The organism is Streptomyces griseosporeus (assembly GCF_014656055.1).
In the GTDB taxonomy this organism is placed as follows: Bacteria; Actinomycetota; Actinomycetes; order Streptomycetales; family Streptomycetaceae; genus Streptomyces; species Streptomyces griseosporeus.
The window spans coordinates 1-13356 of record NZ_BNBR01000005.1; the positions used below are offsets into that span (position 1 = coordinate 1).

7 protein-coding genes are annotated in these 13356 nt (G+C 73.2%); 3 read left to right on the top strand and 4 right to left on the bottom strand.

Translation table 11 applies throughout. The features are described from left to right. Positions 1–698: 698 nt before the first annotated feature. Complete coding sequence (locus tag IE308_RS23025; protein WP_190219410.1) at positions 699–1253, bottom strand: MarR family winged helix-turn-helix transcriptional regulator; 555 nt, start codon at positions 1251–1253, stop codon at positions 699–701. 134 nt (positions 1254–1387) lie between these two features. On the opposite strand from IE308_RS23025, the gene IE308_RS23030 reads away from it, so the two are divergent. Beyond that, complete coding sequence (locus IE308_RS23030; RefSeq protein WP_190219815.1) at positions 1388–2647, top strand: MFS transporter; 1260 nt, start codon at positions 1388–1390, stop codon at positions 2645–2647. 413 nt (positions 2648–3060) lie between these two features. Here the strand turns inward: IE308_RS23030 and IE308_RS23035 are convergent, their stop codons facing one another. Beyond that, positions 3061–4701, bottom strand: coding sequence for an ATP-binding SpoIIE family protein phosphatase (locus IE308_RS23035; protein WP_110629016.1), 1641 nt, complete (start codon positions 4699–4701; stop codon positions 3061–3063). Positions 4702–5075: 374 nt separating this feature from the next. Next, on the bottom strand, positions 5076–6476 hold the full coding sequence (locus IE308_RS23040) for an NAD(P)/FAD-dependent oxidoreductase (RefSeq protein WP_110629017.1): 1401 nt from the start codon (positions 6474–6476) through the stop codon (positions 5076–5078). Between the two features lie 374 nt (positions 6477–6850). Here IE308_RS23040 and IE308_RS23045 point away from each other — a divergent pair, with 374 nt between their 5' ends. After that, on the top strand, positions 6851–7627 hold the full coding sequence (locus IE308_RS23045; protein ID WP_110629018.1) for a TetR/AcrR family transcriptional regulator: 777 nt from the start codon (positions 6851–6853) through the stop codon (positions 7625–7627). A gap of 292 nt (positions 7628–7919) precedes the next feature. After that, positions 7920–9752, top strand: a complete 1833-nt coding sequence (locus IE308_RS23050; RefSeq protein WP_190219411.1) for a sigma-70 family RNA polymerase sigma factor — start codon at positions 7920–7922, stop codon at positions 9750–9752. Here the strand turns inward: IE308_RS23050 and IE308_RS23055 are convergent. Next, complete coding sequence (locus tag IE308_RS23055; RefSeq protein ID WP_190219412.1) at positions 9739–13047, bottom strand: ATP-binding protein; 3309 nt, start codon at positions 13045–13047, stop codon at positions 9739–9741. The genes IE308_RS23050 and IE308_RS23055 overlap by 14 nt on opposite strands. Between the last annotated feature and the right edge of the window lie 309 nt (positions 13048–13356).

Below are 13356 nucleotides of genomic sequence, written 5' to 3' on the forward strand. Positions count from 1 at the left end.
AGCACGCCGCCAGCGTTCGTCCTGAGCCAGGATCAAACTCTCCGTGAATGTTTACCGGTAATCCGGTCGACACCACGAGAGCGGAACAGTCAGGCGGAATAGGCCCGACCGTTCACAGCGTCCTCGCTGTGTTTTTTCAAAGGAACCTCGACCATCGGAAACCCGATGGACGGGGTATCAACATATCTGGCGTTGACTTTTGGCACGCTGTTGAGTTCTCAAGGAACGGTCGCTTCCTTTGTACTCACCCTCTCGGGCTTTCCTCCGGGCGCTTCCCTTCGGTCTTGCGTTTCCGACTCTATCAGATCTTTTCTCGATCCGATTTCCTCGGTGCTTTCCAGGTTCCCGCTCTCGCGTTTCCCTTTCCGGCGGTTCCGACTCTATCAGATCCTTTCGGCGTCTGATTCCCAGTCAGAGGGGCTTGTCCTCCCGGCTGTTGGGCCGTTCCGACGTGTCCAACCTTAGCGGATCCGCTCGGCGATGCCCAATCGGGCTACCGAGTCCCTATTCGAATTGAATTCGGGCAAGCCGAAATCAACCCCGTCAGGAGATCTTGCCAATGGTTGTGTGCCGCAGTGCGGCGGAAGGTGCTGTCGCAGAACCGTTACGGCTCCGCGGCAACCCGAAGAACCTTACGGATCGGACCGGGGCGTGTCAAGCGGCCCCTGTCAACATCTTTTGGGCACCGCCGGTCGACGTCAGTCGAGGTCGGTGAGACGGCCGCCGGCGTCGGGCTGGGCGTGCTCCACGCGGCGCAGGAGACGGGTGAGGACCTCGCCGAGGGCGGTGCGCTCTGCGGGGGTGAGGTCCTGGAGGAGGTCCTCCTCGAAGACGGTGGCGAGGCGCATGGCCTCCAGCCACTTCTCGCGGCCCTCGGGGGTCAGCTCCACGATCACGCGCACGCGGTTGGACTCGTCGCGCTCCCGCGTGACCAGGCCCTCGCCGACCATGCGGTCGATGCGGTGGGTCATCGCGGCCGGCGTGAGGCCGAGGCGCTTGGCGAGATCGCTCGGGCCCATGCGGTAGGGAGCGCCGGAGAGGACGAGGGCCTTGAGGACCTCCCACTCGGCGTTGCTGATGCCGAGGGCGGCGGTCTGGCGGCCGTAGGCGACGTTCATACGGCGGTTCAGCCGGGACAGTGCCGACACGATCTTCTCGACCTGTGGGTCGAGGTCCTGGAACTCGCGCTGGTACGCGGCGATCTGCTCTTCGAGTGTCGGCTCGGCGCCGAGTGTGCCGGGGGAGTCGCCCATGGCCGAAGTATCGCACGACCCTCCTTTGCGTTGAAGTCCTTCACTATGTACTCTTTAGATTCGAAGTTTAGCTTCGAAGTCTTCATACCTAACTAGTGAGAGAGGTGAACGTGACCAGGGCGATGGGCGCAGCGATGCGCCGGATCCACGTGGGCAACGCACTCAGCGCGTTCGGGCTCGGCTTCACGGTCCCCTACCTGTACGTCTATGTGGCGCAGGTGCGGGGCCTTGGTGCCATGACAGCGGGGACGGTCCTCGCCGTCTTCGCCGTGGCCGCGCTGATCGTGCTGCCGTTCGCCGGGCGGGCCATCGTCCGGCGGGGCCCGCTGCCGGTCCTGCTCGCCGCCCTGGTCACGGCCGCCGTGGGGGCGCTGAGCCTGGGGCTCGCGGGCAGCGCCGTAACCGTGCTGGGGTCGGCCGCGCTGCTCGGGGCGGGGCAGGCCGTGATGCAGCCGGCGCTGGCGACGATGATCGTGGACTGCTCGACCGCCGACACGCGGTCGCGGGCCTTCGCGATGCAGTTCTTCCTGCAGAACCTCGGGCTCGGCGTCGGTGGACTGATCGGCGGGCACCTGGTGGACACGACGCGGGTGTCGTCGTTCACGCTGCTGTTCGCGATCGAGGCGGCGATGTTCCTGCTGCTGGTCGTGGTGATGACGACGGTGCGGATGCCGCACTCGCCGCGCTTCGAGGAGGCGCCGGGGCGGTCGGCCAAGGGGAGCTGGAAGCAGCTGCTGGGCAACCGGGCCATGGTGCAGCTGTGCGTGCTCGGCTTTGTCCTCTTCTTCGCCTGCTACGGACAGTTCGAGTCCGGGCTGAGCGCCTACGGCGTCGAGGCCGCCGGGATCTCCACGTCCGCGCTGGGCTCGGCGCTCGCCGCGAACACCGGGATGATCGTGATCGCGCAGTTCGTGGTGCTGCGGTTCGTGGAGCGACGCCGCCGTACGCGCGTGATCGCGGCCGTGGGGCTGATCTGGGCCGTGGCGTGGCTGGCGGCGGGGTACGCGGGGCTGGGGCACGGGAGCCGGGAGATGGCGACGGCTGCCTTCGTCTCCACGTACGCGCTGTTCGGGCTGGGTGAAGCGATGCTGTCGCCGACGGTGGCTCCGCTGGTGGCGGACCTCGCGCCGGAGGGGATGGCGGGGCAGTACAACTCGGCCTTCGCCCTGGTGAAGCAGTTGGCGCTGGCCGTGGGGCCGGCGGTGGGCGGGCCGATGGGTGCCTCGCTGCACGCGCCGTACATCGTGACGTTCCTGCTGTTCTCGCTGGGGATCAGTGTCCTTGCGATGCGGTTGGGGCGGGGGCTGACGGTGGCACAGGACCAGCCGTGGTCCGCCCGCAGCCGCGTCGTCACCCGAGGCGGCACGACCCCGATCCCAGCCGAGGCCAGCTGAGCCCCCATTGCAACGCACCCGGCGCTGCAGCTGGGCGGGGGCGGGCGGCGCGACCCGGCGTTGGCGGGGTGCCGCTGCGCCCACCCGTGCCGCCCCAGCGGCACGACTGCCCGCAGCTAAGTCGGCGGGGCGGCCCGGTGCGGCTGCCCGCAGCTCAGCCGATGACGCGGTGCAGCCGCCCGCGGCGAGCAGGGGACGTGTCGGGGGGTGTCCGCCCGCAGCGGGCGCCGGAAAAAGAGGGTGCCAATTTGACCGTACCCAGCGGCGCACCGAGGACGGATACCCCCCGGCGCGGCCCCGACCCACCCCCCACCGGAAGGCGCTAGACCAGCCACCCACGCACCCGCGCGGGCCGCCGCAGGCATATAGGGGCGCGGGGAACTGCGCGACCAGCCGACCACCCACCCGCACCCTCACGACGGCAGAGCGAACTCGCACCACACCGCCTTCCCACCCCCCGGCGTCCTCCGCGACCCCCAGTTGGACGCGATCGTCGCCACGATCGCGATCCCCCGCCCCGACTCGTCCCCCGGCTCCGCCCGCCGCCGCCGCGGCAGGTGGTCGTCCCCGTCCGTGACCTCGATGATCAGCCTCCGGTCGGTGCGCCGCAGCCGCAACCGCATGGGCGGCGTCCCGTGCTGCAGCGAGTTCGCGACCAGCTCGCTCGCCGCCAGCACCCCCAGATCATGCAGTTCCACAGGGAACCGCCAGCTGGTCAGCACGCCGGAGGCGAACGCACGGGCGCGCGGTGCCGCCTCCACCCCGCCCAGAAGCTCCAGCGCGGCGTTCCGGAACAGCTCCCCGTCGGCCCCCGTACGGGCCGGATGCTGCAGCACCAGCACCGCCACGTCGTCGTCGTGGTCGGCGGTGACCCCGGCCGAGCGGACCAGCCGGTCGCAGACGACCTGCGGTGTGCCCGTGGCCCCGGCGAGGGCGCGTTCCAGCGCGGCGATGCCTTCGTCGAGGTCCTCGTTGCGCCGCTCGACCAGTCCGTCGGTGTACAGCACGGCTGTCGAGCCGGGCCCGAGCGGCACCGATCCGGACGCGTGCATCCAGCCACCGGTGCCGAGCGGAGGCCCGGTGGGCTCGTCGGCGCGCAGCACCGTGCCGTTCTCGTCGCGGACGAGGATCGGCAGATGCCCGGCGGAGGCGTACATCAGCCGTCCCTCGTTCGGGTCGTGGATGGCGTAGACGCAGGTGGCGATCTGGTTGGCGTCGATCTCCGTGGCGAGGCCGTCCAGCAGTTGCAGTACCTCGTGCGGCGGCAGGTCCAGCCGGGCGTAGGCGCGCACGGCCGTCCGCAGCTGCCCCATGACGGCCGCGGCGCGCACCCCGCGGCCCATGACGTCGCCGATGACCAGCGCCGTACGTCCGCCGCCGAGGGTGATGACGTCGTACCAGTCGCCGCCGACGGCGGCTTCGGTGCCGCCGGGCTGGTAGGTGGCGGCGATGCGCAGGTCGTCGGGTTGTTCGAGTTCCTGCGGGAGCAGGGAGCGCTGGAGGGTGACCGCGGTCTCGCGCTGGCGGCGTTCGCTGGCGCGCAGTCGTTCGGCGGCTTCGGCGTGGTCGGTGACGTCGGTGGCGAAGACGAGGACTCCGGGGCCGGCGCCGGCGTCTTCGGCGACGGGGGTGCAGGTGAAGGTGTAGGAGCGTCCGTCGGTGGCCTTGCGGGACTTCAGGGTGCGCGGCTTGCCGCTGCGGAGCACCTGGTCGAGCAGCGGCAGCAGGCCGAGTTCCTTCAGTTCGGGGAGGGCCTCGGCGGCGGGCCGGCCGACGGGTCGTGCGCCGAAGGCCGCCGCGTAGGCGTCGTTGATGTGGGCGAGGCGGTGGTCGGGGCCGTGGACGAGGGCGACGAGGGCCGGTACGCGGTCGAGGACTCCGCGGACGGGGAGTTCGTCGACGGCGGGGACCGGCGACGTGTCCTCGGTGATCGGTTGGGTGCGGGCCGCGGGCACCGCGCCGTCGCTCCGCCGGTCCGTGGTGACCGGCTCGGTCCGCGCCGCGGCGCGGCGCTGTGTTCCGGGGAGCCGGGCGCTCCAGCGCGTGAAGTTCACGAATCCTTGCCTCGTGTAGTCGTCGTCGGCCGGCTCCGGGGCCCGGCGTGGGCGCCGGGGTGTGCTCCGGCGGGGGCTCCGGCGTGGGCGCCGGCCGGGGCTTGAACGGCCCGGCGGCGGTGGCCGCACATTGTTGCAGCACCCGGGACATGCAGCACTGGAAAGAAGCGCACTTGGGAACAGCCTCTGGGTTCGCGGACGGGGGGCGGCCCGCCCGGGCTCGGGGACCAGTCTGGCAGGGTGGCCGTCCGGCCCGGCGGGCGCCGGATGCCGTGCGGCCGGGGACCTGGCCGGCGTCCGTACGCCACCGGCCGGTGGGCCGGCAGCCGGTACCCGTCAGACGCCGGGGCGGCCGGTGGAGTTCCTGGGTCCGGTCAGGACGACCCCTTCGGGTCGTCCCTCGGACCGGTCTTCGGATTGTCCGATCCGCCTGAAGGCTTTCCACCGGCAGCCAGTTCGAACTCCGCACGGGGATGTTCGAGCGAGCCGAGGGAGACGATCTCCCTCTTGAAGAGTCCCGCGAGGGTCCACTCGGCCAGCACGCGCGCCTTGCGGTTGAACGTGGGGATGCGGCTGAGGTGGTAGGTGCGGTGCATGAACCACGCCGGGTAGCCCTTGAGCTTGCGGCCGTAGACGTGGGCGACGCCCTTGTGGAAGCCGAGGGAGGCGACCGAGCCGGCGTACTTGTGGGAGTACGACTGGAGGGGCTCGCCGCGCAGGGAGCGGGTGATGTTGTCGGCGAGGACCTTGGCCTGGCGCACGGCGTGCTGGGCGTTGGGCGCGGTCGTGGCTCCGGGCTCGGAGGCGGTGACGTCGGGGACGGCGGCGGCGTCTCCGGCGGCCCACGCGTGCGTGGTGCCCTCGACGGTCAGCTGCGGGGTGCAGCGCAGGCGGCCCCGGGCGTCGAGCGGCAGGTCGGTCGCAGCGAGCACCGGATGGGGTTTGACGCCGGCGGTCCACACGACCGTACGGGTGGGGAAGCGGGCGCCGTCGCTGAGGACGGCGACGCGGTTGAGGCAGGACTCCAGGCGGGTGTTCAGGCGTACGTCGATGTTGCGGCGGCGCAGCTCGGAGACGGTGTAGCGGCCGAGGTCGGCGCCGACCTCGGGGAGGATGCGGTCAGAGGCCTCGACGAGGATCCACTTCATGTCCTCGGGGCGGACGTTGTGGTAGTAGCGCGCGGCGTAGCGGGCCATGTCCTCCAGCTCGCCGAGGGCCTCCACTCCGGCGAAGCCGCCGCCGACGAAGACGAAGGTGAGGGCGGCGTCGCGGATCTCGGGGTCGCGGGTGGAGGAGGCGATGTCCATCTGTTCGACGACGTGGTTGCGCAGGCCGATGGCCTCCTCGACGGTCTTGAAGCCGATGCCGTGGTCGGCAAGGCCGGGGACGGGGAGGGTGCGCGCGATGGAGCCGGGGGCGAGAACCAGCTCGTCGTAGGCCAGGTGCTCGGGCGGCAGGCCCTTCTCGGTGGTGGCGAGGGTGGCGACGGTGGCGGTGCGGGCGGCGTGGTCGACGGCGGTGGCCTCGCCGATGACGATGCGGCAGTCGGGCAGGACGCGGCGCAGCGGTACGACGACGTGGCGCGGGGAGATGTTGCCGGCCGCGGCCTCCGGGAGGAACGGCTGATAGGTCATGTACGGGTCGGGCGTGACGACCGTGATCTCGGCGGTGCCCTCCTTCAGCTCCCGTTTCAGGCTCCGCTGGAGGCGCAGGGCCGTGTACATCCCGACGTAGCCGCCGCCGACAACGAGAATGCGCGCACGTTCCTTCACCATCCCATGACGCACCCGGCGCTGCTGTTTGTCCACAGCCCCGACAATTTGTGTGACCGCGTGCCGGGGATGCGCGGAGTTGGCCGAAACGTCGGAGTGCGGGGAAGGTGTGCAGGTCAGGGGTGTGCGCCGGGGTGCGGGGAGGGGGGCAAAGAGGACGTATGCGCCGCGTACTCCGATCGGGGGGCGCTCCGTGCGGAACCTGCCCCTTCTGAATTGACTCCCTCTCAACTATGTTCGTGTGTCGACGGGGTGTAGGGGGAGGCGCTCATCGGGTCCGCGACGGGCGGGCCCGGGCACGCGAGGCTTGTTCCGCACGCCTGGCATTTCCAAGGGGAGAGTCTCCGGGGGGAGACGTCATTACCGGGGGATCGTTTATGCACATTCAGGACTCTCATTGGTCGTCCGCGTCCGCCCTCGCCACGGGCGGCGGGACACCGATAGCGGCGGCGGGCAACGGACGCGGGGACAGTGCGCGGTCGACACCGCTGCGGGTGGACGCCCAGCGCAATCTGGAGCATGTGCTGCGGGCGGCGCGCGAGGTCTTCGGCGAGCTGGGGTACGGCGCGCCGATGGAGGACGTGGCACGCCGCGCCCGCGTGGGTGTGGGCACGGTGTACCGGCGCTTCCCGAGCAAGGACGTCCTGGTGCGGCGGATAGCCGAGGAGGAGACCTCTCGGCTGACCGACCAGGCGCGGGCGGCTCTGGGCCAGGAGGACGAGCCGTGGTCGGCGCTGTCGCGCTTCCTGCGCACGTCGGTCGCGTCGGGCGCGGGGCGGCTGCTGCCGCCGCAGATACTGCGCGTCGGGGTCGCCGAGGAGCAGACCGGCTCCGCGACGGGCGCGGCGGGCGACGAGGCGCGGGTGCCGCAGCAGCGGAGCCAGCCGGGCGGCGGCGAGCTGCGCTTGGTGCCCGACCAGGGCGCGCCGGCACCGCAGGACGACGCGGGGTCGGCGGAGCTGCTGGAGGTCGTGGGCCAGCTGGTGGAGCGGGCGCGGGCGGCGGGTGAGCTGCGGCCGGACGTGTCGGTGGCGGACGTCCTGCTGGTGATCGCGACGGCGGCGCCCTCGCTGCCGGACGCGGCACAGCAGGCGGCGGCGTCGGCGCGGCTGCTGGACATCCTGCTGGAGGGGCTGCGCTCGCGGCCCGCGTGAGCGTCCCGTGACGGGGTCCGTGACCGGTGATGTCCGGACGAGGTGACGGTGGGGTGTGGGCGGGCTCGCGGCCCGCACCCGACCGCGTCCGCGGTGTCCCCGCCCGCACCCCGACTCTCATCTCCGGGGAGTCAGTTGGTCCTTCCCCGTTCGAGTGAGGGTTAGTACTGAGTTCCGGTGGATCCCCTCGGACGAGTGGATGAGACACTCCGCCGGCTCCTGGCCGAAAGCCGGTGTGGCACTCTGACCCGGTGGTCGGGACGGGTCGGGCAGGCGGCGGGGGCAGAACGCGATGAGCTCTGACGGGGGCGAGAAGTCACTCGGTGACAGCGCGGAGACCGCGGAGACCGGCGACCTGGCCTCACCGCAGGTGCCGGCCCAGCGAGAGTGGCGTGCGGACAGCGTGCTGCCACCGCCGCGCGACATACCGCCGTCCGACGCGGACCTCATCGGGCGGATGCGCTCGGGCGACGACAGCGCGTACGAGGAGCTGTACCGGCGGCACGCCGAGGCCGTCCGCCGCTACGCCCGCACCTGCTGCCGGGACGCCGACACCGCCGACGACCTCACCGCCGAGGTCTTCGCCCGCATGCTGCAGGCGGTACGCGGCGGCTCCGGCCCCGAGTACGCCGTACGCGCCTATCTGCTCACCTCCGTCCGGCGGGTCGCCGCGCACTGGACCCAGTCGGCGCGGCGCGAGCAGCTCGTCGACGACTTCGCCCTGTTCGCCGCGCAGGCCGCGCGCTCGTCGGAGATGTCCGACGACGACACGCTCGAACTGGGCGCGGACGTGCGGGCCATGCACGAGGCCGAGCAGTCCATGGCGATGCAGGCATTCCGGTCGCTGCCGGAGCGGTGGCAGGCCGTGCTGTGGCACACCGAGATCGAGGACGAGTCGCCCAGCGAGGTCGCGGTCCTGTTCGGGCTCGACGCCAACGGCACGCGCGTGCTCGCCAGCCGGGCGCGTGAGGGCCTGAAGCAGGCCTACCTCCAGGCCCATGTCTCCACCACCCTCGCCGGCGACGAGGAGTGCGCCCGCTGGGCCGACCAGCTCGGCGGCTGGGCCCGCCGCAAGCTGCGCACCCGCGCCGAGCGGGGCCTGCGCAAGCACCTGGAGGAGTGCGCCCGGTGCCGGCTGGCCGCCAGCCAGATCGAGGAGGTCGCCGGCTCCATCCCCGCCGTGGTGCCGGTCGCCGTCATCGGCTGGTTCGGTGCCGCCGGGTACGCCAAGGCGCTCGGGCTCATCGCGGGCGGTGCCGGGGCCGGGGCGGCGGGTGCCGCGGGTGCCGCCGCGGCGGCCGGCGGCTCGTCCGGCGGTGCGGGCGGCGGAGCGGTGGCCTCGGAGGGGCTGGGCGCGCCGGTGAAGGCCGGTGTCGCCGCGGGTGTGGTCGCGGTGGCCGCCGCCGCGGTGGCGCTCGCGCTGGCCGGCAGCGACAGCACGCCGAAGAAGCCGGTGGCCGCCCCGCCGTCGTCCGCGCCCGTGGTCCGGCCGGCACCGCCGGCGCCGACGCCCACCCCGACCCCGACGCCGCCCCCGCCCGCGCCGGTGGTGCTGAAGCCGACCCCCACGCCCACGCCGACCCCCAGCCCGACACCGAAGCCGAAGCCGACCCCCACACCGACACCGACGCCGACGCCCACCCCCACGCCGAGCCCGACCCCGACCCCGACGCCCACTCCCCCTCCGGCGCCGGTCGTCTACCAGGTCAGCGAGCTGTCGTACGACGTCGGCGGCGACGGCACCGCGCCGGAGATCCGGCTCGCCGAGAGCAGCTGGGTGTGGCAGCGGTACGGGCTGTCCGTCGCCGACAAGACGTACACGCGCGGCGTCACCGTGCACGGAGACTCCTCCGTCACCGTCGACCTCAACCGCTCCTGCACCTCCTACGACGCCCTCGTCGGCGTCGACGACATGACGCTGAAGCTCGGCAAGGTCTCCTTCTCCGTCTACGCCGACGGCGAGCGGCTGTGGCAGTCGGGGACGGTCAAGGGCGGGGACGCGGCCGTGCCCGTACATGTCGACGTCACCGGCCGCCAGACCGTACGGCTGGTGGTCGAACCGCACAACCACCTCGACACCGTGGCCCTCGGCGACTGGGTGGAGTCGCGGTTCACCTGCTCCTGACCGGGACGGGGTGGTCGCGCACCACCTCGTCCAGCTCGCGGGCGACGGCGTCCGCGGTGAGGGACGCGCCCCGGGCGTACTCGGCGTCGTAGCGCTCCCGCCCGAGGGCGGCGCGGGCGGCGGCCTCGGCGCGCTCGGCGCCCGCGCGCTCGGGCATGGGGCGGGGATGGCCGCCGCGCAGCCGGGTCGCCGCGCCCAGCAGCCGGGCCGCGCGGACGCCGTCGCCGAGGTCGGCGAGCAGGGTCGCGGCGATGTCCACGGGCGCGGAGACGACCGTCTCGGCGCACCGCTTGTCCACCGCCTCGCGGAAGGCGACGACCAGGACCGGCAGGGCGTGCGCCGGACCGGACTCGGCGGCCTCGACCAGGGCGCCCACCCCGTGCGTCCACACCGTGAACTGCGGGGGCGGCGCGGAGCGCGCCATCTCCGACCTGACCTGCTCGTACAGCTCCCGCGCGCGGGCGACGTCCTTGTCGTCCAGGGCCATCTGGGCGCGCATCAGCAGCAGGAACGCCTTGGCGTCCGCCACGCCGTACCGGTCGATGGCGGCGGCCGACTCGTCCAGGGCGGCCCGCGCGGCCGTACGGTCGCCCGCGCGGTAGGCGATCTCGCCGAGCCGGGCGAGGAGGAAGGGCGACTCGGCGTACGCGCCGACCTCGTAGGCGAGGCGGAGCGCCTCCCGGTACTCCCGCTCGGCCTCCGTGAAGCGGCCGCGGGCCATGGCGGCCTCACCGGCCGCGCTGCACGCCTGGGCGCGCATCCAGCGGTCGCCGACGCGGCGGCTGTACGTGCGCAGCTCGGCGAGGTCGTCGTCGATGCCCTCCATGCCGCCCGGGGAGTCGACGATCATGTGGGCGCGGATCATCAGGGCGACGCCGATCTCCCAGTCGCCACCGTGGGCGCGGCAGTGGGCGAGAGCACGGTCGGTGACCGCGCGCAGGTCGGGACCCTCGCCCGGGTAGTAGGCGGTCAGCGGCCAGACGATGCCCGGCATGCGGGCCGCGTGGGGGCCGCCGCGCGCGTAGTGGCCCCGCACCCGGTCGACGTACCGCTGCAGGCGCTCCTCGGCCGGAAGGGAGCTGATCAGGGCCAGCTCGCTGCGGTAGAAGAGGTGCAGCATCCGCAGGTCCATGCGCAGGGCGTGGCGCGGGTGGCGGACCTCGCCGTCCGCAGCGGCGAGGAAGGCCTCCACGATGTCGGACGCGTCCTGATGGTCGCCCGAAGGCCCGTCGTGGTCGATGCCCTCCTCCCCGGCGTCCAGGGCGATGCCGAGCCGCAGGGCGCGGGTGACCCAGGCGAGGCCCTCGCGGCGGTAGTTGCGCAGCCACCAGAACCAGCCCATGGCGACGCACAGCGCCCCGGCCTCCTCCTCGTCGCCGGCGGTCAGGGACCGGTGCAGGGCCGCGCGGATGTTGTCCAGCTCGGTCTCCAGGCGGGCGATCCACGGCAGTTGCTCCCTCGACCGCAGCCGGGGCTCGGCCTCCTCCAGCAGGGCGCGCACCCAGGCGCGGTGGCGGCGCTCGGCGGCGGCGCGCAGCCCGGGGACCTCGGCGGCGCGCTCGACGGCGTACTCGTGGATGGTCTCCAGCATGCGGTAGCGCATGCCGGGGGTGCCGTCCTGCCCGTACGGGGACGTGTACGGGGAGGCGACGACCAGGGACTTGTCGACGAGCGCGCCGACGAGGTCGGCGACCGGGCCGGTGCACACGGCCTCCGCCGCCGCGAGGTCCCAGCCGCCCGCGAAGACGGACAGCTCGCGCAGCGCGGTCCGCTCCGCCTCGTCGAGCAGGTCCCAGGACCAGTCGACGACGGCGCGCAGGGTCTGCTGGCGGGGCAGCACCGTGCGGCTTCCGGAGGTGAGGAGGCGGAAGCGGTCGTCGAGGCGGTCGGCGATCTGCCGGGGGGTCAGCAGCCGCAGCCGGGCGGCCGCCAGCTCGATGGCGAGCGGCAGCCCGTCGAGGCGCCGGCAGATCTCCGCGACGGCCTCCTCGTCGCGGAGCACGTCACCGGCGTCGGGACGGACGGCGGCGGCGCGCTCCGTGAAGAGGCGGTGCGCCTGGTCGGGCTGGAGAGGTTCGACGGGGCGCACGGACTCGCCGGGGACACCCAGGGGTTCACGGCTGGTGGCGAGGATCGTGAGCCCCGGGCAGCGGGTCAGGAGCGTCTCGGCGAGGTCGGCTGCCGCGCCGATGACGTGCTCGCAGTTGTCAAGGATCAGGAGTTGGCTGCGCGGGGCGCAGTACTCGACGAGCAGGGCCACCGGGTCGTCCTGCGGGAGCGCCAGCTCGCTGGCCAGCAGCACGGTCTCGCGCAGACCGAGCGCGTTGACCACCGCGCCCGGCACCGCCTCCGGCCGGTCGAGCGGCGCCAGCTCGACGAGCCATGCCTGGGGGACGCCGGCCGCGGCCTCCTCGGCGAGGCGGGTCTTCCCCGATCCGCCCGGACCGGTGAGCGTGACGAGGCGGGCCCTGTGCAGTTCGGAACGGATGGCGGCGAGTTCGGGTTCCCGGCCGACGAAGGAAGTGAGCCGGGGCCGGAGATTGCCGGTACGGACGGGCGGCCGGCTCGGCGCCGGCGACTCCTCCTGCCTCAGCAACTCGGCATGCAGCGCGCGAAGCTCAGACCCCGGATCAGCCCCCAGCCCCTCGGCAAGAGTGCGGCGGACGCTCTCGTACGCGGCGAGCGCGTCCGCCGTCCGGCCGGTGTCCCGCAGGGCGCGCAGGAGCAGCACGTGCAGGGGTTCGTCGTACGGGTGCGCCGCGGTCAGCTCCGTCAGCTCCGGTACGACGTCGTGGGCGCGGCCCAGCCGCAGATACGCCTCGGCGCGCGCCCGGGACGCCTCCAGGCGCAGCGCCTCGGGGCGGGCGGCGGCGGTGCGGTCGGGGAGGTCGGCGAGGGCGGGGCCGTGCCAGAGAGCGAGGGCCTGGTCGAGGGTGCGGGCGGCGGTGGCGGGGTCGTCGCGGGCGATGGCGGTGCCCTGGCGCACGAGCCGCTCGAACACGTGCAGGTCGACGTCGTCTTCGGTCGCGGCGAGCCGGTAGCCGCCCGGTTCGGAGGCGACGGCGTCCCTGCCGAGGGTGCGGCGGAGCCTTGCGACGAGCGCCTGCAGCGCGGCGGGGGCGTCCTGGGGCGGGTCGTCCGCCCAGACCTCCGCGATCAGCGTCTCCGGGGCGGTGACGCGGCCCGGCCGCAGGGCGAGGGCGGCGAGCAGCGCCCGCAGGCGGGGGCCGCCGGTGTTCACGGCGTGGCCGTGCTCGTCCTCTGCCTGGGTGACGCCCAGAATTCTGTACCGCACCGGGTCATTGTCGCTGGGGGTGGGGGGAGGGGCACGGGGGTTCGATACGGCGGTTTCTCTGACGGGTCGTTCGTCACGGTACGGCACTGCAGCACCGACCTGGACCGACGCACCCGGCGCTGGTGCGGGCCGGGGGTGGGTGGCGCAGCCCGGCGCTAGCGGGGTGCCGCTGCGCCCACCCGTGCCGCCCCAGCGGCACGACTGCCCGCAGCTACGCAGGGATACGGCCCGGCGGTGCGGCTGCCCGCGGCTACGCAGGCCTGCGGCCCTTGTACCGCCGTTGCTGGGTGGGCGCCGGCCCAGCGGTGC